Source organism: Pseudomonas sp. ADPe, assembly GCF_014843515.1.
GTDB lineage: Bacteria > Pseudomonadota > Gammaproteobacteria > Pseudomonadales > Pseudomonadaceae > Pseudomonas > Pseudomonas citronellolis.
Genome location: NZ_CP062122.1, coordinates 165033 through 184057, shown reverse-complemented (window position 1 = coordinate 184057; position 19025 = coordinate 165033). Strand labels below are relative to the sequence as shown.

General features: G+C 67.8%; 21 protein-coding genes. 12 read left to right on the top strand and 9 right to left on the bottom strand.

Annotation, left to right across the window (positions count from 1 at the left end; all coding sequences use genetic code 11):
• Nucleotides 1–29 precede the first annotated feature (29 nt).
• The 8 genes from IG194_RS00755 (at nucleotide 30) to IG194_RS00720 (ending at nucleotide 8064) form a co-directional block, all read left to right on the top strand.
• Nucleotides 30–779, top strand: coding sequence for an electron transfer flavoprotein subunit beta/FixA family protein (locus tag IG194_RS00755; protein ID WP_058490143.1), 750 nt, complete (start codon nucleotides 30–32; stop codon nucleotides 777–779).
• A complete protein-coding gene (locus IG194_RS00750; protein WP_058490142.1) occupies nucleotides 779–1708 on the top strand; it encodes an electron transfer flavoprotein subunit alpha/FixB family protein in 930 nt (309 codons plus the stop codon). The genes IG194_RS00755 and IG194_RS00750 overlap by 1 nt, the downstream gene beginning before the upstream one ends.
• Nucleotides 1709–1784: 76 nt before the next feature.
• On the top strand, nucleotides 1785–3035 hold the full coding sequence (locus IG194_RS00745; protein WP_058490141.1) for an OprD family porin: 1251 nt from the start codon (nucleotides 1785–1787) through the stop codon (nucleotides 3033–3035).
• 233 nt (nucleotides 3036–3268) lie between these two features.
• Nucleotides 3269–3799 carry an iron transporter gene (locus IG194_RS00740; RefSeq protein ID WP_009623170.1) on the top strand — a complete coding sequence of 177 codons (531 nt, stop codon included), beginning with the start codon at nucleotides 3269–3271 and terminating at the stop codon, nucleotides 3797–3799.
• Nucleotides 3800–3859: 60 nt separating this feature from the next.
• On the top strand, nucleotides 3860–4186 hold the full coding sequence (locus tag IG194_RS00735; protein ID WP_009623168.1) for a cupredoxin domain-containing protein: 327 nt from the start codon (nucleotides 3860–3862) through the stop codon (nucleotides 4184–4186).
• A gap of 13 nt (nucleotides 4187–4199) precedes the next feature.
• Nucleotides 4200–5051, top strand: coding sequence for an FTR1 family iron permease (locus IG194_RS00730; RefSeq protein ID WP_058490140.1), 852 nt, complete (start codon nucleotides 4200–4202; stop codon nucleotides 5049–5051).
• On the top strand, nucleotides 5048–6436 hold the full coding sequence (locus tag IG194_RS00725) for a 4Fe-4S binding protein (protein WP_058490139.1): 1389 nt from the start codon (nucleotides 5048–5050) through the stop codon (nucleotides 6434–6436). Before IG194_RS00730 ends, IG194_RS00725 begins: the two co-directional genes overlap by 4 nt.
• 350 nt (nucleotides 6437–6786) lie before the next feature.
• On the top strand, nucleotides 6787–8064 hold the full coding sequence (locus tag IG194_RS00720) for a putative porin (RefSeq protein WP_058490138.1): 1278 nt from the start codon (nucleotides 6787–6789) through the stop codon (nucleotides 8062–8064).
• Nucleotides 8065–9159: 1095 nt separating this feature from the next.
• Here IG194_RS00720 and IG194_RS00715 read toward each other — a convergent pair.
• From IG194_RS00715 to cydP, 5 genes are read right to left on the bottom strand one after another with little or no spacing between them, the layout of a single operon-like run.
• On the bottom strand, nucleotides 9160–9459 hold the full coding sequence (locus tag IG194_RS00715) for a cyd operon YbgE family protein (protein WP_043318342.1): 300 nt from the start codon (nucleotides 9457–9459) through the stop codon (nucleotides 9160–9162).
• A complete protein-coding gene (cydX, locus tag IG194_RS00710) occupies nucleotides 9440–9556 on the bottom strand; it encodes a cytochrome bd-I oxidase subunit CydX (RefSeq protein ID WP_009623142.1) in 117 nt (38 codons plus the stop codon). The genes IG194_RS00715 and cydX overlap by 20 nt, the downstream gene beginning before the upstream one ends.
• 12 nt (nucleotides 9557–9568) lie before the next feature.
• Nucleotides 9569–10705 (bottom strand): cytochrome d ubiquinol oxidase subunit II, encoded by a 1137-nt coding sequence (gene cydB, locus IG194_RS00705; RefSeq protein WP_058490137.1) that lies wholly within the window; start codon nucleotides 10703–10705, stop codon nucleotides 9569–9571.
• Between the two features lie 10 nt (nucleotides 10706–10715).
• Nucleotides 10716–12290 (bottom strand): cytochrome ubiquinol oxidase subunit I, encoded by a 1575-nt coding sequence (locus tag IG194_RS00700; protein ID WP_064987542.1) that lies wholly within the window; start codon nucleotides 12288–12290, stop codon nucleotides 10716–10718.
• Nucleotides 12290–12499, bottom strand: a complete 210-nt coding sequence (gene cydP, locus IG194_RS00695) for a cytochrome oxidase putative small subunit CydP (RefSeq protein ID WP_225617154.1) — start codon at nucleotides 12497–12499, stop codon at nucleotides 12290–12292. Before cydP ends, IG194_RS00700 begins: the two co-directional genes overlap by 1 nt.
• Nucleotides 12500–12681: 182 nt before the next feature.
• On the opposite strand from cydP, the gene IG194_RS00690 reads away from it, so the two are divergent.
• Complete coding sequence (locus tag IG194_RS00690; RefSeq protein WP_043272038.1) at nucleotides 12682–12879, top strand: DUF2892 domain-containing protein; 198 nt, start codon at nucleotides 12682–12684, stop codon at nucleotides 12877–12879.
• Between the two features lie 184 nt (nucleotides 12880–13063).
• Nucleotides 13064–13297, top strand: a complete 234-nt coding sequence (locus IG194_RS00685; protein ID WP_009623131.1) for a metal-sensing transcriptional repressor — start codon at nucleotides 13064–13066, stop codon at nucleotides 13295–13297.
• A gap of 20 nt (nucleotides 13298–13317) precedes the next feature.
• On the opposite strand, the gene IG194_RS00680 is transcribed toward IG194_RS00685, so the two are convergent.
• The 3 genes from IG194_RS00680 to IG194_RS00670 form a co-directional block, all read right to left on the bottom strand.
• Complete coding sequence (locus tag IG194_RS00680) at nucleotides 13318–14112, bottom strand: sulfite exporter TauE/SafE family protein (protein ID WP_058490135.1); 795 nt, start codon at nucleotides 14110–14112, stop codon at nucleotides 13318–13320.
• Between the two features lie 10 nt (nucleotides 14113–14122).
• Nucleotides 14123–15805, bottom strand: coding sequence for a bifunctional protein tyrosine phosphatase family protein/NAD(P)/FAD-dependent oxidoreductase (locus IG194_RS00675; protein ID WP_058490134.1), 1683 nt, complete (start codon nucleotides 15803–15805; stop codon nucleotides 14123–14125).
• An 83-nt stretch (nucleotides 15806–15888) separates the two neighbouring features.
• A complete protein-coding gene (locus IG194_RS00670; RefSeq protein ID WP_058490133.1) occupies nucleotides 15889–16827 on the bottom strand; it encodes an MBL fold metallo-hydrolase in 939 nt (312 codons plus the stop codon).
• A gap of 148 nt (nucleotides 16828–16975) precedes the next feature.
• On the opposite strand from IG194_RS00670, the gene IG194_RS00665 reads away from it, so the two are divergent.
• Entirely contained in the window at nucleotides 16976–17626 is a 651-nt protein-coding gene (locus IG194_RS00665) for a peroxiredoxin (RefSeq protein WP_024128674.1), read from the top strand.
• Entirely contained in the window at nucleotides 17623–18021 is a 399-nt protein-coding gene (locus IG194_RS00660) for an ArsR/SmtB family transcription factor (RefSeq protein WP_058490132.1), read from the top strand. Before IG194_RS00665 ends, IG194_RS00660 begins: the two co-directional genes overlap by 4 nt.
• An 83-nt stretch (nucleotides 18022–18104) precedes the next feature.
• On the opposite strand, the gene IG194_RS00655 is transcribed toward IG194_RS00660, so the two are convergent.
• A complete protein-coding gene (locus tag IG194_RS00655; RefSeq protein ID WP_043318360.1) occupies nucleotides 18105–18872 on the bottom strand; it encodes an IclR family transcriptional regulator in 768 nt (255 codons plus the stop codon).
• Between the last annotated feature and the right edge of the window lie 153 nt (nucleotides 18873–19025).

Sequence of the window (19025 nt, the reverse complement as noted above, 5' to 3'; positions counted from 1 at the left end):
TACGCACCTGCAACCCAGAGGAGAGTCGAATGAAGGTAGTGGTCGCGGTAAAGCGCGTGGTCGATTACAACGTGAAGGTCCGGGTGAAAGCGGACAACTCCGGCGTCGATCTCGCCAACGTGAAGATGTCCATGAACCCCTTTTGCGAAATCGCCGTGGAAGAGGCTGTGCGCCTGAAGGAAAAGGGCGTCGCCAGTGAGATCGTGGTGGTCTCGGTCGGCCCCGGCGCCGCCCAGGAACAACTGCGCACCGCCCTGGCCCTGGGCGCCGACCGCGCCCTGTTGGTCGAGTCGAACGACGAGCTGAACTCCCTGGCCGTCGCCAAGCTGCTCAAGGCCGTGGTCGACAAGGAGCAGCCGCAACTGGTGATCCTCGGCAAGCAGGCCATCGACAGCGACAACAACCAGACCGGCCAGATGCTCGCCGCGCTGACTGGCTATGCCCAGGGCACCTTCGCCTCCAAGGTCGAAGTCGCAGGCGACAAGGTGAATGTCACCCGTGAAATCGACGGCGGCCTGCAGACCGTCGCGCTGAACCTGCCGGCGATCGTCACCACCGACCTGCGCCTGAACGAGCCGCGCTACGCATCGCTGCCGAACATCATGAAGGCGAAGAAGAAGCCGCTGGAGGTGATCACCCCGGACGCTCTCGGCGTGTCCACCGGCTCCACCGTCAAGACCCTAAAGGTCGAGGCGCCGGCGGCCCGCAGCGCCGGCATCAAGGTCAAGTCCGTGGCCGAACTGGTCGAGAAACTGAAGAACGAAGCGAAGGTGATCTGATGGCTGTCCTGGTTATTGCAGAACATTCGAATGGCGCGCTGGCCGCGGCGACGCTGAACACTGTCGCTGCCGCACAGAAGATCGGTGGCGATGTCGCCCTGCTGGTCGCCGGCCAGAACGTCGGCGCCGTGGCCGAAGCCGCCGCCAAGATCGCGGGCGTTGCCAGGGTGCTGGTCGCCGACGACGCCGCCTACGCCCACCAGCTGCCGGAGAACATCGCGCCGCTGGTGGTTTCCATCGCCCAGAACTTCACCCACCTGCTGGCCCCGGCCACCACCAACGGCAAGAACTACCTGCCGCGCGTCGCTGCGCTGTTGGATGTCGACCAGATTTCCGAGATCGTCGACGTGCTCAGCGCCGACACCTTCAAGCGCCCGATCTACGCCGGCAACGCCATCGCCACCGTGCAGTCCTCGGCGCCGATCAAGGTCATCAGCGTACGCACCACCGGTTTCGATGCGGTGAGCGCCGAAGGCGGCAGTGCCAGCATCGAGGCGCTGGGCGAGGTCTTCGATGCCCGCAGCTCGACTTTCATTGGCGAAGAGCTGGCCAAGTCCGACCGCCCGGAGCTGACTGCCGCCAGGATCGTGGTCTCCGGTGGCCGCGGCATGGGCAACGGCGACAACTTCAAGCTGCTCTACGCCCTGGCCGACAAGCTGGGCGCTGCCGTCGGCGCTTCCCGCGCCGCGGTCGACGCCGGCTTCGTGCCGAACGACATGCAGGTCGGCCAGACCGGCAAGATAGTCGCGCCGCAGCTCTACATCGCGGTGGGCATCTCCGGCGCCATCCAGCACCTGGCGGGCATGAAGGACTCCAAGGTCATCGTGGCCATCAACAAGGACGAGGAGGCGCCGATCTTCCAGGTCGCCGACTACGGCCTGGTGGGCGATCTGTTCGAGCTCGTACCGGCGCTGGAAAAGGCCGTCTGAGCCCCAGCCCATCCCTTGCCGGGCCGGACTCCGCCGGCCCGGCGTTTCGCCAACACCCTGCAAAGAAACAACAACAATGACTATTCGTCGACTCCCTGTGCTGGTCTCCGGACTGGCGCTGCTGCCCCCGTTCGCCCATGCCGGGTTCCTGGCCGACAGCAAGGCCAGCCTGGAAATGCGCAACTTCTACTTCAACCGCGACTACCGCCAGAGCGGCGCCAAACAGTCCTACTCGGAGGAGTGGGCGCAGGGCTTCCTGCTGCGCTACGAGTCCGGCTACACCGACGGCACCGTCGGCGTGGGCATCGATGCCCTCGGCCTGCTGGGCCTCAAGCTCGATTCCAGCCCCGACCGCTCCGGCTCCGGGCTGCTGCCGTATTCCGCCAGCAGCGGCCGCGCCGCCGACGACTACAGCGACCTCGGCCTGACCGCCAAGCTGCGCTTCTCCCGCAGCACCCTGAAAGTCGGCACCCTGCTGCCTAAGCTGCCGGTGGTGCAGTACAACGACACCCGCCTGCTGCCGCAGACCTTCCAGGGCGCGCTGGTGGAGTCGAAGGAACTCGACGACCTCGACCTGCAGGCCGGCCAGCTGCGCCAGGTCAAGCAGCGCGACTCGTCCAACGCCGAAGACCTCAGCGTCACCCGCGGCAACAAGCGCAACATCGACGCCGGCAGCCACCTCAGCAGCGACCGCTTCAACCTGGCCGGCGGCACCTACCGCTGGAGCGAGCGCCTGAGCACCAGCTACCACTACGCCAATCTCGAAGACCTCTACCGCCAGCACTACCTGGGCCTGGTGCACGTGCTGCCGATCGCCGCCGGCCAGTCGCTGAAGTCCGACATCCGCTGGGCACGCTCCACCGACGACGGCGGCAGCAACATCGACAACCGCGCGCTCAACGCGATGTTCACCTACAGGCTCGACAACCACGCCTTCGGCCTGGGCTACCAGCGCATGTCCGGCGACACCGGCTTCGCTTACCTGACCGGCACCGATCCGTACCTGGTCAACTACGTGCAGATCGGCGACTTCGCCAACAAGGACGAACGCTCCTGGCAACTGCGCTACGATTACAACTTCGCCGCCCTCGGCCTGCCCGGCCTGAGCCTGATGACGCGCTACCTGCGCGGCGACAACGTCGACCTGCTCAACGGCCAGGGCGACGGCAAGGAGTGGGAGCGCGACACCGACATCGGCTACGTGGTGCAGGACGGGGCGCTGAAGAACCTCGGCTTCAAGGTGCGCAACAGCACCTTCCGCAGCAGCTTCGGCAACGACCTGGACGAGACGCGGCTGATCGCCAGCTACACCTTGCCGCTCTGGTAGGGCAGGGCCGGGAAAAGGGGAGCGCCGCCTGGCGCTCCCTCTTCTGCGCCGGGCAGGCCTATCGGCGATCAACGCCGTGAGCCTGGAAGTGGACAGCCCTGGTCTTCCTGTCCTCGCCGCGCAGGTTTGCGGATTTACTTCAGGAATTCTTGATACAAATCATTCTCAATGGCGTCGTTTGGTCCCTAAATGCGAGCTCGCGATTCCTCATCTGTCGAGCCAAGGAGAAGACCATGCGAATCAACCGCGCCGTTCCCGTGATACTGGCGCTCGCCGCCCCGTTCGCGGCGGCCAAGGAGTACCCCATCGGCGCGCCGCAGGCCTGCGGCGGGATGGAGATCGGCGCGGTGTACCTGCAGCCGATCGAGATGGACCCGCCCGGGATGATGCGCGCCGCCGCGCAGTCCGACGTGCACCTTGAGGCCGACATCGCCGCCACCGCCGACAACCCCAACGGCTTCCAGGAAGGCAGCTGGATTCCCTACCTGCGGGTGGCCTACGAGTTGCGCAAGGACGGCAGCGACCAGGTCCTCAAGGGCGACTTCCACGGCATGGTGGCCAGCGACGGCCCGCACTACGGCGACAACATCAAGCTGCTCGGCCCGGGCAAGTACCACCTGACCTACACCATCCTGCCGCCGTCGGAGGCCTCCATGTTCGGCCGCCACGTCGACAAGGAAACCGGCGTGGCGCCCTGGTTCGAGACCTGCAAGGTGGAATACGACTTCACCTACGCCGGCATCGGCAAGAAAGGCGGCTATTGATGCGCGGGCCGCACCCGTTGCGGGTGCGGCGTTACCTTCCCCGAGAGTCGCGAGGCCGTCATGTTGCGCTCGTTCTTCTGCCTGCTGGCACTGTCGTTCGCCGTTGCCGCGCAGGCAGCGCCGCTTCCCACCTATGAGTTGACCATCAACGATGGCCACTTCACCCCCCAGACCCTGGAAGTGCCCGCCGGGCAGCGCTTCAAGGTCGTGGTGCGCAACGCCGGCAGCGGGCCGGCCGAGTTCGAGAGCACGCCGCTGCGGGTGGAGAAGGTGCTCTCGCCGGGCGTCACCTCGTTCGTGGTGATCCACCCCCTGCGTCCCGGCCGCTATCCCTTCTTCGACGAATTCCACATGGACCTGCCGCAAGGCGAGATCGTGGCGCACTGACCGGGAGCCAAGCATGCTGCAATCCTTGTTCATCGTCTGGCGCGAGAGCGTCGAGGCGCTGCTGGTCGTCGGCATCCTGCATGCCTGGCTCTGCCATCGCCCGGAGCCGGCGCGTGGCCTGCGCATGCTCTGGAGCGGGGTAGGGCTGGGCGTCGTGCTGGCCTGCTCGCTGGCCGCGCTGTTCATGCTCGCCGGGGAGTGGCTGGCGGGGCCGTCCGGCGAATGGTTCCAGGCCGCCATGGTGCTCTGCGCCAGCCTGCTGATCCTGCAGATGGTGGTGTGGATGCACCGCCATGGGCGCGGCATGAAGCGCCAGCTGGAGCGGGACGCCGAGCGCAGCATCACCGAGGATGGCGGCTGGGGCGTGCTGCTGCTGGCGATGCTGGCGGTGGCCCGCGAAGGCAGCGAGACGGTGGTGTTCCTCTATGGCATCGGCGCGCAGCAGGGGGCGGACTGGAGCTGGTTCGCCCTGGGCGGCGTGCTCGGCTTCCTGCTGGCGCTGGCCACCTACGCCGCGCTGCAGTGGTCCTCGCGGATACTCACCTGGCGGCGCTTCTTCCGCGTCAGCGAAGTCCTCCTGCTGCTGCTCGGCGGCGCCCTGCTGATGGCGGCGCTGGACCGGGTGGCGGGGCAGGTCATGGCGCTGGACCTGCCCGAATGGTGCTACGGGCTGTTCGGCGATCCGCTCTGGGACACCTCCGCCTGGCTCAGTGACGGCCACGGCCTGGGTGCCGCCCTGGCCGGCTTCGCCGGATACCGCGCCGCGCCCTCGCTGCTGGCGGTGCTGCTGTTGCCGGCCTACTGGGCGCTGGCGAGCTACCTGTGCCGGCGCGGTGAGCGCCGTGTCGAGGCCCGGCTGGCATGAAGGGCGCGCCTTCCCTCTTGCTGACCCGGTCGTTGGCCCGGCTGGGGGACGGCATGCGCCGGCATGCCGGGCTGATCCGCGCCCTGCAATGGACCGTGGTGCTGTTCTACGCGGTGCTGCTGATCGTCCCGGCGTGCCTGGACCTGCCGCCGGCCCAGGCGCGCATGCTGGACAACCTGGCGGTGTTCGCGCAGTTCGTGTTCTGGGGCATCTGGTGGCCCTTCGTGCTGCTGTCGATGCTGCTGTTCGGGCGGCTCTGGTGCGGGCTGTTCTGTCCCGAGGGCGCGCTCAGCGAATGGGCGAGCCGGCATGGCCGCGGGCGCGGCGTGCCGCGCTGGATGCGCTGGGGCGGCTGGCCGTTCCTGGCCTTCTGCCTGACCACCCTGTACGGGCAACTGGTCAGCGTCTACGACTACGCGCTGCCGGCGCTGCTGATCCTCGGCGGCTCGACCCTGGCGGCGATGCTGGTGGGCTTCCTCTACGGGCGCGGCAAGCGCGTCTGGTGCCGCTACCTGTGCCCGGTCAGCGGCGTGTTCAACCTGCTCGCGCGGCTGGCGCCGGTGCACTTCCGCGTCGACGAGGCGCGCTGGCTGGCCAATGCCGGGCCGCACCTGCCGACGCCCAACTGCGCCCCGCTGATCGACATCCGCCGCATGAGCGGCTGCGCCGACTGCCATTCCTGCGGCCGCTGCAGCGGCCAGCGCGGCGCCGTGGCCCTGAGCCCGCGCTGGCCGAACGAGGAAATCGTCGTGCACGGCCAGCGCACGGAAAGCCCCTGGCCGGCGCGCCTGCTGCTGTTCGGGGTGATCGGCCTGGCCATGGGCGCCTTCAACTGGACGCTCAGCCCCTGGTTCATCGCGCTCAAGCAGACGAGTGCGGAGTGGCTAGTGGAGCGGGGCATCCTCTGGCCGCTGGAGGCCAACGCGCCCTGGTGGGTGCTGACGCATTACCCGCAGAACAACGACCTCTTCACCTGGCTCGACGGCGGCGTGCTGGTTTTCTACGTGCTGGCCTGGGCGCTGCTCATGGGCACCTGGCTGACGGCGCTGCTGCGCCTGGCCGGCAGGGTGTCGGGGAAAGGGCGGGGGCTGCACGGGCACCTGGCCCAGGCGCTGATTCCCCTGGGCGGCTGCGGGCTGTTCCTGGGGCTTTCTGCCACCACGGTGAAACTGCTGCGCTACGAAGGGCTGGCCCTCGGCTGGGTGCAGCCGGCGCGGGCCCTGCTGCTGGCGGGCGCCTGTGCCTGGACGCTGTGGCTGGGCTGGCGGATCCTCCGTCGCCGCGGTGTCGCGCCCCTGCGCCAGCCAGCCGCGCTGGCCTGCCTGGCGCTGGCCTGCGTGCCGGTGCTGGGCGGCTGGTGGTTGATGTTCTGGGGTTGGAACTGAGGCGGCGAGGCCAATCTATCCAGCGACTCGGAAGAACTTCCACTCGACCGAAGATAGGAGGGTTCTTCACTTTTAAAATGCTAGGTATTTCCCGCTCGCCAATATAGCCGCTGCGCGTAAAAACACCCTCGCCAAATAGTATATGAATCCGCAATCCATAAGGGCTGCAGGGGCTCTTGATGTTCTGCTGGTTCATGTTCCGCCTTCGCTTGAAATCATTCTGAAATATTCGAAAAACAAGAATCGGCCCCGGTTTGGGGACAAGGTATTCGCCGGTGGCGGAGAACTTTGTGGGAACCGAATTAATTGGGTGGCAGTTGCCGTCTTTATCGGATTTCAGGAGATTCTTGATGCGTAGTATTTCTGCACTGGGCGGGATGGGGATTTGTGCCGGGGCATTGCTCGTTCTGAGTGTGCCGGCGCAGGCGGGGGTCGATGCCAGGCTGTTGGAAATGCTCAAGGCCAATGGCTCGATCAGCGCCGCCCAGTACACCGAACTCACGGCCGAGCTGGACAGGGAGAACCAGGCCGCTGCGGAGCAGGCCAAGGCGAAGAAGGAGCAAATGAGCGCCTTCGAGCAGAGCATCGCCTGGGCCGCCAGGACCCAGGTGAAGGGCGACGTCCGCGTGCGCCAGGAAACCGTGCATGCGCAGAACAGCGGCAGCAAGGGCGACCAGAACCGCCAGCGCATCCGCGCGCGGGTCGCCTTCTACAGCCAGATCAACCCGCAGGTGGACACCGGCATCCGCATCGCCACCGGCAGTGGCGACGACGCCCGCTCGACCAACCAGAGCATGGACAACTACTTCGACAAGAAGCAGCTGTGGCTGGACCAGGCCTACATCGACTTCCACCCCGCGGTGGTGAAGAACCTGCACCTGATCGGCGGCAAGATGAACCAGCCGTGGGTTAGCGAAGGCGATGTCATCTGGGACGGTGACATCAACCCCGAAGGCTTCGCCGCCACCTACAAATACCCGCTGGGTGGCAGCGCCGAGCTGTTCGGCAGCGCCGGCTACTTCAACCTGAAGGACAACGTCGACGGCGAAGGCTACGCCTTCCAGCACGACCTGCGCCTGTACAGCGGCCAGTTCGGCGCCCGCTTCGCGCCCATCGACGGCATCAAGGCGACCCTCGGGGCGAGCCTCTACGCCTACGACAACGACACCGACAGTGCCTGCGGCTCGGCCACCACGACGCCCTGCCAGCTTTCCGCCAACGGCAACACCACCAGGGACTTCCGCCTCTACGAAGGCTTCGGCCAGCTGGACTTCGGCAACCTGCCGGTTCCGCTTTCGCTTTATGGGCAATACGTGGTCAACCAGGCGACCGATAGCAACGAAGATACTGCCTGGCTGACCGGCGCGAAGACCAAGGTGGGTGACTTCAGCTTCGACTACAACTATCGCGATGTGCAGCGTAATGCGGTGGTCGGGGCATTTACCGATTCGGACTTCGCCAATGGTTACACCGCATCTCGTGGTCACAAGTTCAAGGTTGCCTACGACATCGACAAGAACTTCGCCCTGGGTGCCACTTATTTCATGGCCAGGTTGGATGCCGCCAGTGGTTCGCGTAAAGATGCGGATATCGATACGTTGCAATTGGACCTGGAGGCGAAGTTCTAGGTTAGTTGCGGATTTAAAGATTTTTCGAAGTATCAGTTGATACCGCATGCTCCCTATATCGAGGGTTGTCCATTGACTTCATTCAAGCCACCTTGAGTTCGTGAATGCCGGCTTCGGCCGTCCGATTCATTCCCCTTGGCCGCCACGACGACCCCATGCGTCGTGGCGGCTTTTTCATGGGGGATCGGAGAGCTTTGCGTAGGAGCAACTGTCTTGCGCCGAGGTGCTCTTCGTAGGATGGGTTGAGCGAAGCGATACCCATCAGCGCAACCGCATGGGTTTCGCAAGCTCAACCCATCCTACGAAAAGCCGTGCTTCCTGGAACCGTAGGGTCCTGCCCGCGATTTCGCGCGCAGGGCGCGCTCCTACATGGGGCACGGTGCCGGGGCCGCCCGTAGCGGATCTCATCCGCGAATCGCGCTTGCGAATGGTGTGTGCCTGCGGCTTTGGGTGTTGGGCTTTGGAGCGCCCTCTCCCCAGCCCTCGGCTGCGCGCCCCGCCCTGAAGGGAGAGGGGGCTTGTCCGTGCCGAGAAAGGTAGTGGTTCCTGCCGGAAACTGCCGAGATTGCCGGCTAACGCCATAACATCAAACCCTGCCCAACGGTCCCCTCTCCCTTCAGGGAGAGGGTTAGGGAGAGGGGCTCTTAGACCTGTCACCAATGTTCCGGCCCGCAGCCGAAAATCGCGGACAAGGTCCGCTCCTACATGGGCACGGTGCCGTGGCAGCTTGTCTTACCCGCCATGCGAGGCGCTTTTCGTAGGATGGGTTGAGCGAAGCGATACCCATCACCATGGCCCGATGGGTATCGCAAGCTCAACCCATCCTACGACGGCCGGAACGCCGGAGTCGGGGCCAACGGCGGATAACGCCCTGGGGCGTTATGCGCCCTACGCTGCGATGGGGGAGCGCCCGAGGGTGGGATAACTCGCCGGCGTCCATGCCTGGCCCCCTCGGGCGCTCGGTTCCACTATGTTTTCGCCGGAGGCCGGAAACGAATGACCTGGGTCAAGGCTTCCGGACTGTTTCCATGCGCGATGACCGCACCGTTCAACTGTTGTTCAGGTTTGGCCTGGCGCTTTCGATGTGAGCCGGCCTCAACTCGTCCGCGCATAGAGCAGCAGGCCATAGCCCAGCAGCATCAGCGGCCAGGCCACGGGCGGCCCGAACAGCAGCGCCCATAGCCGGCCGCGCGGGTCGAAGCCCACGCCGTGGACGAAGCCGCCGCTCACGCCGAGCATCACCAGCATCAGCAGGCCGTGGCTGTAGCCGCCGTTGGCGTCGAGCATCAGCGCCGGGTGGATCAGCAGCACCAGCGCCAGCGGCGCCGCCAGCAGCAACGACAGCGCGCGGCTCCAGCGGCGGCGCAGGGCGCGCTCAGGACTGGCGGCGGTCATCGCTGTCCAGGTCCTGGGTGGTTTCCAGCCAGAGGGCGTTGATGATGCCGAAGCTGCAGGCCAGCAGCACACCGAGAATCCAGGTGAAGTACCACATGCTTGTCGCTCCTCAGTAGAGTCCGTGGGGGTTGGCGTCGATGTGCCCGCGGCTCAGCCGGCCCCACATGCGCACGTAGCCCCAGAGCGTGTAGCAGAGGATCAGCGGCACGAAGATGCAGGCCACGGCGAACATGATGCCGAGGGTCTTGTGGCTGGACACCGCGTCCCACAGCGTCAGGCTGGCCGCCGGGTTCTCGCTGGAGGGGAAGACGAAGGGGAACAGGGCGAAGCCGGCGGTGCAGATAGTGCCGACGATGGCCAGGGCGCTGCCGAGGAAGGCCAGGCCGCCCCTGTTGCCGCTGGCGCTGGCCAGGGCGAGCAGCCCGCCGAGGATGCCCAGCGCCGGGGCCAGCATGGTCAGCGGTTGCTTGTGGTAGTTGGCCAGCCAGCCGGCGTTGTCCAGCGTCACCTGCTTGTGCAGCGGGTTGAGCACGGCGTTGCCGTCCACCGCCGAGGCCAGGCTGAAGCCGTGCATGCCCAGGCTGAGCCACAGCCCGGCGCCGATGAAGGCCGCCAGGTACACCAGCGCGCACAGTTGCGCGGCGCGGCGCGAGCGTTCGGCCAGGGCGCCGTCGGTGCGCAGCATCAGCCAGGCGCCGCCGTGCAGGCAGAGCATGCTCAGGCTGACCACCCCGGCGAGCAGGGCGAAGGGGTTGAGCAGGGCGAAGAACGAGCCGCTGTAGGTCGGCCGCATCATTTCGTCGAGGTTGAACGGCAGGCCCAGGAACAGGTTGCCGAAGGCCACGCCGAACACCAGCGCCGGGACGCAGCCGCCGACGAACAGCGCCCAGTCCCAGGCCGCGCGCCAGCGCGGGTTCTCCAGCTTGCTGCGGTAGTCGAAGCCCACTGGCCGGCAGAACAGCGCGAACAGCACCAGCAGCATGGCCCAGTAGAGCCCGGAGAAGGCGGTGGCGTAGACCATCGGCCAGGCGGCGAAGAGCGCGCCGCCGGCGGTGATGAACCACACCTGGTTGCCGTCCCAGTGCGGGGCGATGGTGTTGATCGCCACGCGGCGCTCGTGGTCGTCCCGGGCGACGAAGGGCAGCAGCGCCATGGCGCCCATGTCGAAGCCGTCGGTGAGGGCGAAGCCGATCAGCAGCACGCCGATCAGCACCCACCAGGTGATCTTCAGGGTTTCGTAGTCCATGGCGGGCTCCTCAGGCAATGGCCGGGCGCTGCGCGGCGCCCTGCTCGAAGTGGTAGCGGCCGGTGTGCAGGCTCGACGGGCCGAGGCGGGCGAACCTGATCATCAGGTACAGCTCCACCACCAGCAGCAGGCTGTAGAAGGCCACCAGCGCGATCAGCGAGCCCCACAGGTCGTGGGTGCCCAGGCTGGAGGCGGACAGGTGCACCGGCAGCACCTCGCCGATGGACCAGGGCTGGCGGCCGTGCTCGGCGACGTACCAGCCGGTCTGCGCGGCGATCCAGGGCAGCGGCAGGCTCAGCAGCGCCCACTTCAGCAGCCAGGGCTTGCGCTCCTCGTTCTTGCGCGCCGAGGCCCAGAAGGCGCAGGCGAACAGGGCGAGCATGAGGAAGCCGCAGGCGACCATGGCGCGGAAGCTGAAGAACAGCGTGAGCACGTCGGGGATGGTGTCCAGGGTGGCCAGGCGGATCTGCTCTTCGCTGGCGTCCACCACCTTGTCGGTGTACTTCTTCAGCAGCAGGCCGTAGCCCAGGTCCTGCTTCACATCATCGAAGGCGGCGAGGGTGGCCGCGGAGGTGTCGCCGCCGCGCAGCCGCTCCAGCAGCGCGTAGGCCTGCATGCCGTTGCGGATGCGCGCCTCGTGCTGCACCAGCAGGTCCTTGATGCCGGTGACCTCCTTGTCCAGCGAGCGGGTGGCGATGATGCCCAGCGCATAGGGAATCCTGATCGCGTAATGGGTGCGCATCTGCTCCTGGTCGGGGATGCCGAACAGGGTGAAGCCGGCCGGCGCCTGCTCGGTGTTCCACTCGGCCTCGATGGCGGCCAGCTTGGTCTTCTGCACGTCGCCGATCTCGTAGCCGGACTCGTCGCCGAGGATGATCACCGAGAGGATCGAGGCCAGGCCGAAGGCCGAGGCGATGGCGAAGGAGCGGCGGGCGAAGCCTTGGTCGCGCTTCTTCAGCAGGTAGTAGCTGGAGATGGCCAGGACGAAGATCGCCCCGGTCACGTAGCCGGCGGCCACGGTGTGGACGAACTTGACCTGGGCCACCGGGTTGAACAGCAGCGCGCCGAAGTCGGTCAGCTCCATGCGCATGGTCTGGAAGTTGAACTCCGCGCCCACCGGGTTCTGCATCCAGCCGTTGGCGATCAGGATCCACAGCGCCGAGAGGTTCGAGCCCAGCGCCACCAGCCAGGTCACGCTCAGGTGCTGGACCTTGGACAGGCGATCCCAGCCGAAGAAGAACAGGCCGATGAAGGTGGATTCGAGGAAGAACGCCATCAGCCCCTCGATGGCCAGGGGCGCGCCGAAGATGTCGCCGACGTAGTGGGAGTAGTAGGCCCAGTTGGTGCCGAACTGGAACTCCATGGTCAGCCCGGTGGTGACGCCGAGGGCGAAGTTGATGCCGAACAGCTTGCCCCAGAACTGCGTCATGTCCTTGTACACCTGCTTGCCGGTCATCACGTAGACCGACTCCATGATCGCCAGCAGGAAGGCGAGGCCTAGCGTCAGGGGCACGAACAGGAAGTGGTACATCGCCGTCATCGCGAACTGCAGGCGTGACAGGTCGACTACGGCTTCGGAAATCATCACGGGGACTCCTTGGCGGGGGATGAGGTGGGGGTGGATACGGGGTCGGGGGTGCCCAGCAGGTGCGCGCTGACCTGCCGTTCGCCCTCGGCGGGAAGGGTGGGGTGGTCGAACCAGATGGCCTTGATGGCCAGGAGCAGCACCAGCTTGATCAGCAGGATGGCCGCCAGTTCCTTCACCAGCTTCGGGTAGCAGATTGACGCACTCACTTGTGCACCTCCGGAGCGACTGCTGTAATACCCCATAGGGTATGTTGGAAATGCCCTTCCAATGAGATGGCAGATTGACGCAGCGGGCGCCTGGACCCTCGTCCGGCGCCCGACCCGGCAAGCCGGCCGCTCATCTTCACCGCCCTGGATGGCCAGCGCGGGACCTGACCAAGGAGATCGTCATGAAAGCGAATGTGGGGACCATCGATCGCGTTGTGCGCATCGTCGTGGGGCTGCTGCTGATCGGGCTGAGCCTCGCCGGCGTGATCGGCTGGTGGGGGTGGATCGGCGTGGTGCCGCTGGCCACCGGCATCTTCCGTTTCTGCCCGGCCTACCCGCTGCTGGGCATCAGCACCTGCGGGAGCTGCAAGCGCTCCTGAGGCCGGGCGCGGGCCATGCCCGGCGGCTGCCCCGCCGCCGGGCTGGCTGTGCCCGCCGAACAACGCTACCCTCACGCCCGGGCGCCGGGTTGCCGTGGATGGGAACCCCATGGAGCCTTCACCTCGGGATGCGCGTTGGAAGGTACACGTGAGCAGAAAAAGCGATATCACCCCCCAGGAAGCGATGCTCAACCGCCTGGCCCGGGTCGAGGGCCAGATACGCGGGTTGCAGGCCATGATCCGCCGGGGCGAGGAGTGCGAGACCATCGCGCTGCAGTTCCGCGCGGCGCGCAAGGCCCTGGAAAAGGCCTACCAGGAGCTGCTCGCCTGCCTGCTGGAAGAGGCGTTCGAGGACCAGGAGCAGGACGCGGCGCAGACGCTGCAGCGGGTCCGGGCGATCTTCACCAAGTACACCTGAGCGGTGCGCTGCCCGGCCGTTCATATGACGCCCAGCGCCCCCAGGCTGCGGTAGAGCATGTACAGCGCGGTGGCGCCGATCATCGCCGCCGACACCAGGTTCAGGGTGCCCTGGCTGCGCGACAGGCGCGTCGCCAGCCAGGCGCCGCACAGCCCGCCGGCCACCCCGCCGCCGATGAACACCACCGCCAGCGGCCAGTCCACCAGGCCCGAGCGCGCGTAGTTGAGCGCGGTGGTCAGGCCGAAGGCGGTCACCGCCACCAGCGAGCTGCCCACGGCGAAGAGGATCGGCATGCGCGTGGCGGCCATCAGGCCGGGCACGATGAGGAAGCCGCCGCCGATGCCGAAGAACCCCGACAGGGCCCCGGCCAGGCCGCCGAATGCCGCCAGCCGCGGGGCGTTGCCGCGGCCCAGGGCCACCGCGGCGTCGCCTTCGCTGTCGCGCCCGCGCAGCATCAGCGCCGCCACCACCAGCATCAGCAGGGCGAACAGCGCCAGCAGCTTCTGGCCGTCGAAGACCTTGCCCAGGGACGAGCCGAAGAAGGCGCCGACCACCCCGACCAGGGCGAACAGTGAGGCGCAGGGCCACTTCACGTTGCCGCGGCGGGCATGGTTGAGCAGGTTGGCGGCGGCGTTGGCGGCCACCGCCAGGGCGCTGGTGCCGATGGCGACGTGGGGGTTGTCGACGCCGACCAGGTAGACCATCAGCGGCACGGCGAGGATCGAGCCGCCCCCGCCGACCAGGCCGAGGGTGAAGCCCACCAGCGATCCGGTGGCGGCGCCGAGCAGGTACTGCAACAGGCTGAGGGTCGGCATCGCGGCTTCCTCAGGCGGACTGTCCGGCGCGGCGCCGGCCGGGCGCGCAGAGCCACTCGCGGCCCTTGAGCATGGCGTTCCAGTAGATGCCCGGCAGCGCCTCGGACTTCAGGTGCCAGGCCAGGCGCGACGGCTTGCGGCCATCGAGCAGCCAGCGCGGGAAGGTGGGCAGCAGCTTGCCGCCGTAGCCGAACTCGGCGAGCACGATCTTGCCGCGCTCCACGGTCAGCGGGCAGGAGCCGTAGCCGTCGTAGGCCGCCGTCAGGGGCTGGCCGTCGAGGCAGGCGAGGGCGTTGTGCGCCACCACCGGGGCCTGCTTGCGCGCCGCCGCGGCGGTCTTGGCGTTGGGCGCGGCGCTGGCGTCGCCGAGGGCGAAGACGTTGGCGAAGCGCGCATGGCGCAAGGTCACCGGGTCGACGTCGATCCAGCCGCCGTCGCCGGCCAGCGGGCTGCTGCGGATGAAGTCCGGAGCGGTCTGCGGCGGGCACACGTGGAGCATGTCGAATTCGCGCACTTCCTCGTGGCGCTGGCCGTCGGCGTCGGTGCGGGCGAAGGTGGCGGTGCGCGCCGGGCCGTCGACGGCCGCCAGGGTCGAGCCGAAGTTGAGCTGGGCGCGGTAGCGCTCGACGTACTCCATCAATGCCGGCACGTAGTCCGCCACGCCGAACAGCGCGGCGCCGGCAGTGTGGAACTGGATGTCGATGCCGTCCAGGCGGCCGCCGCGCAGCCAGTGGTCGGCGGACAGGTACATGGCCTTCTGCGGCGCGCCGGCGCACTTGATCGGCATCGGCGGTTGGGTGAAGAGCGCGCGGCCGCGGTGCAGGCCGCGCACCAGCTGCCAGGTGTAGGGCGCCAGGTCGAAGCGGTAGTTGGAGGTCACGCCGTTGCGCCCCAGGGTGTCGGCCAGGCCGGGGATGGCGTTCCAGTCCAGCTTCAGGCCGGGCGCCAGGATCAGCACGCGGTACTTCAGGCTGGCGCCGTTGGCCAGGATCACGCGGTCGTCCTGGGGCGCGAAGGCCGCCGCGGCGGAGCGTTCCCAGGCCACGCAGTCGGGGATCAGCGCCGCCATCGGGCGCACCGTGCGGTCCTGGGTGAAGACGCCGGCGCCGACCATGGTCCAGCCCGGCTGGTAGTAGTGCTCCGTGGCCGGCTCGACCATGCAGATGCTCAGGTTCTGGCGGCGCTTGAGCAGGCTGGCGCAGGTGGCCAGGCCGGCGGCGCCGGCGCCGATTACCACCAGGTCATAGGTGGGCTCGCCGCGCCCCGGACGGGGGCTGGCGGCGGCCTGCAGGCGCGGGCGCAGCTGGCCGAGGTCGAAGCCGGCGCGGGCGGCGCGGGCGAGTATGTCGTCCAGGGGCCGTTGCCCTGCCTGGGACAGCGCCCAGAGGGTGGCCGAGCGGGTGCCGGTGCGGCAGTAGGCGAGCACCGGGCCGGGCAACTGCTCCAGGGCGGCGGCGAAGGCATGGACGTCGGCGTCGCCGATGGCGCCGCTGATCACCGGCAGGTAGGCGAACTCCAGGCCCTGGGCGGCGGCAGCCGCGGCCATGGCCTGGCTGCCCGGCTGGTCGTCGGCCTCGCCGTCGGGGCGGTTGCAGACCAGGCTGCGGATGCCGGCGGCGGCCAGGGCGGAAAGGTCTTCGGGGTTCAGTTGCGGGGCGACGCAAAGGCCATCGTCCAGGGGCAGACGTTGCATGGCGGATTCCTCTTCTTCTTTCGGCGGCGCAAGGCAAGGGGAGGGCGGCGGGACAGCGGCCGTCATGGCCCGCCGTCGGCGGCTCAGAGCAGGTTCAGCGGCAGCTTGAGGTAGCGCACGCCGTTGTCTTCCGGCTCCGGCAGGTGGCCGCCGCGCATGTTCACCTGCACCGAGGGCAGCATCAGGCGCGGCATCGGCAGGGTGGCGTCGCGGGCGTCGCGCATGGCGACGAACGCGGCCTCGCTCACGCCGTCGTGGACGTGGATGTTGCCGGCGCGCTGCGCGCCGATGCTGGTTTCCCAGGCGTAGTGGTCGCGGCCGGGGGCCTTGTAGTCGTGGCAGAGGAACACCCGCGCCCGCTGCGGCAGGTCGAGCAGCCGGCGGATGGAGCGGAACAGCGTGGCGCTGTCGCCGCCGGGGAAGTCGCAGCGCGCGGTGCCGTAGTCGGGCATGAACAGGGTGTCGCCGGGGAACACCGCATCGCCGATCACGTAGGCCATACAGGCCGGGGTATGCCCGGGCACGTGCAGGGCGATGGCCTGCAGGTTGCCGATGCGGAAACTTTCGCCATCCGCGAAAAGATGGTCGAACTGGCTGCCGTCGCGGGCGAAGGCGCTGTCGGCGTTGAAGATCTTGCCGAAGGTCTGCTGCACCCGGGTGATCCGCTCGCCGATCGCCAGGCGCCCGCCCAGGCGTTCCTGCAGCAGCGGCGCGGCGGACAGGTGGTCGGCATGGGCGTGGGTCTCCAGCAGCCAGGACACCCGCAGGTCGTTGGCCTGGACGAACTCCACCAGGGCCTGGGCCGACTCCTGGTGGGTGCGGCCGCTGGCCTGGTCGAAGTCGAGCACGCTGTCGATGATGGCGCAGGCGTTGCTGGTGGGGTCGCGCACCACATGGCTGACGGTGAAGGTGGCTTCGTCGAAGAACGAGGTGACCTGCGGGGCGGGGGCGCGGCCGCTGGTGGCGTCGTCGACCAGTGCGCTGGCGGCGGCCAGGGCGGCATCGGCGTGGAGGGCGGACATGGGGGACGTCTCCTGCGACATTGACCTGAATCATGCTTACACTATTTCTTTAATAGTGCAATTATGAAAACGTCGAAGTGTCGCCGTCGACGCTACCGGGCCGGGGCGGTAGCATGACGGGCCTGTTCAGCCGAGGATCTGGATCACCGTGGAAGCCAATGCCTGTTCCGCTCCCTCCATGCCGCCGCTGCGCCAGAACGACCGTGCGCCGGAGTTCCGCGCCCGCACCACCCGCGGCGACGTCGCCCTGAGCGACTACCGCGGCCGCTGGCTGCTGCTGTTCTCCCACCCGGCGGACTTCACCCCGGTGTGCACCAGCGAATTCATCGCCTTCGCCCGCGCCAAGCCGCGCTTCGACGCACTGGGCTGCGAGCTGCTGGCGCTGTCGGTGGACGGCCTCTACTCGCACCTGGCGTGGATACGCGACATCCACGAACGCTTCGGCGTGGCCATCGACTTCCCGATCATCGAGGACCCCTCCATGGCCATCGCCCGCGGCTACGGCATGGTCGGCCCCGACGCGGTGGACAGCTCCACCACCCGGGTCAGCTACGTGATCGACCCGGAGGGCATTATCCGCGCCCTGAGCTGGTATCCGATGAACGTCGGCCGTTCGGTGGAGGAGCTGTTGCGCCTGGTCGCGGCGCTGCAGGCCAGCGACCGGCACGCCGCCTCCACCCCGGAGGGCTGGCAGCCCGGCGGCGCGCTGCTGGAGCCGGTGGCCCTGGATGCCCATGAGGCGCTGCAGGTCGAACCCGGCCCGGACGAAACCTGGTACTACCGCTGGAAGAAACCATGAAAGCGCCGGCCGACGAGGGTCTGGAAGCCCTGAAGGAGCGCGCCAACGACGCCGTCGAACTGCTGCGCCTGCTGGCCAACCCGACGCGCCTGCTGCTGCTCTGCCAGATCGCCCGTGGCGAATGCTCCGTGGCGGAACTGGAACGCGACCTCGGCCTGCGCCAGCCCGGCCTGTCGCAGCAACTGGCGGAACTGCGGCAGAACCAGCTGGTGAAGACCCGCCGCGAATCCCGCTCGATCTACTACAGCCTGGCCGATGCCCGCGTGCAGGTGCTGCTGGAAGCGTTGCACGAGGCGCTGTGCGGCGATCCGCAGTTGCGGCAGGTTGCCAGACTCCCCGTCAGGGCGACGCCGGCGCCCGGGGAGAGCGCGCGCTTCGCCCGTATCGAGCGTTAGGCCTGCCGCCATACCGCCGCGCGTGCTGCCGCCTTTGGAAGGGGTGACCTTCCGCCGCGCGCAGCGGCGGTCACTCCTTCTGGCTACATCCCCGCCTGCCGGCTGATTTCCGTCTTGCACACCTCCAGCGCTTCGCGGAAGTAGGCCTCGCGAGCCTGGAAGCGCGTACTGGGCGCCACCACCGACACCGCGTGCGGCCCCATGAAAGTGGGGATCAGGATGCTGAGGGCGCTGATGCCCGGCGTGTGTTCCTCGACGTCCCGGGCCATGCCGCTGCGGCGGATGGCCCGCATTTCCGCGAGCAGCGCCGGCAGGTCGCGGGTGTGAGGGGTCAGCCTGGCCGGGGAGGGGCCCAGCCACTGGGCGATGCTGTCGTCGTCCAGGGTGGACAGCAGCACCTTGCCGTCGGCCGTGGCATGCATGGGCAGCGAGTGCCCCATGGGGATCACCACGCGCAACTCGGTCTCGGCGATCACGCGGTCGATCACGTGGGTCTGGCGGGCGCGGATGCAGGACAGCGCCACGGTTTCCTGCAGGGCGTCGCAGAGTCGTTCCAGGGAGTGCCGGGCCACCGAGATGATGTCGCTGTGGGCCTGGTGGATCAGTTGCCCCAGCGCCGGGCCCAGGCGGTAGCCCGTGCCGGGGCGGATCGCCTCCACCAGCGCCTCGGCCTCCAGCGCGCCGATGATGCGCTGCACCGTCGAACGCGGCAGCCCGACGGCCTGGGCGATGGCCGCCAGGCTCAGGCCCTGAGGTTGCGCGCCCAGCGCGCGCATGATGGCGCTGGCCCGGGCGATCACCTGGATGCCGCCGCCGCGCGACTCTTCCGGCATGTCTTTCTCTTCGCTCATCTCGTTCCTCGAAGCTCTGCATCGCCGCATGCGCCGTGGCGACCGGCGGAGTGTACAGCCTTGCCGCGCGCTCGGCAGGAGCTGTGAATTCAGTTGTACCATATTGCGATACAGATAATCGTATTGTGGTACACTGCCGCCTCGCCCGATCCG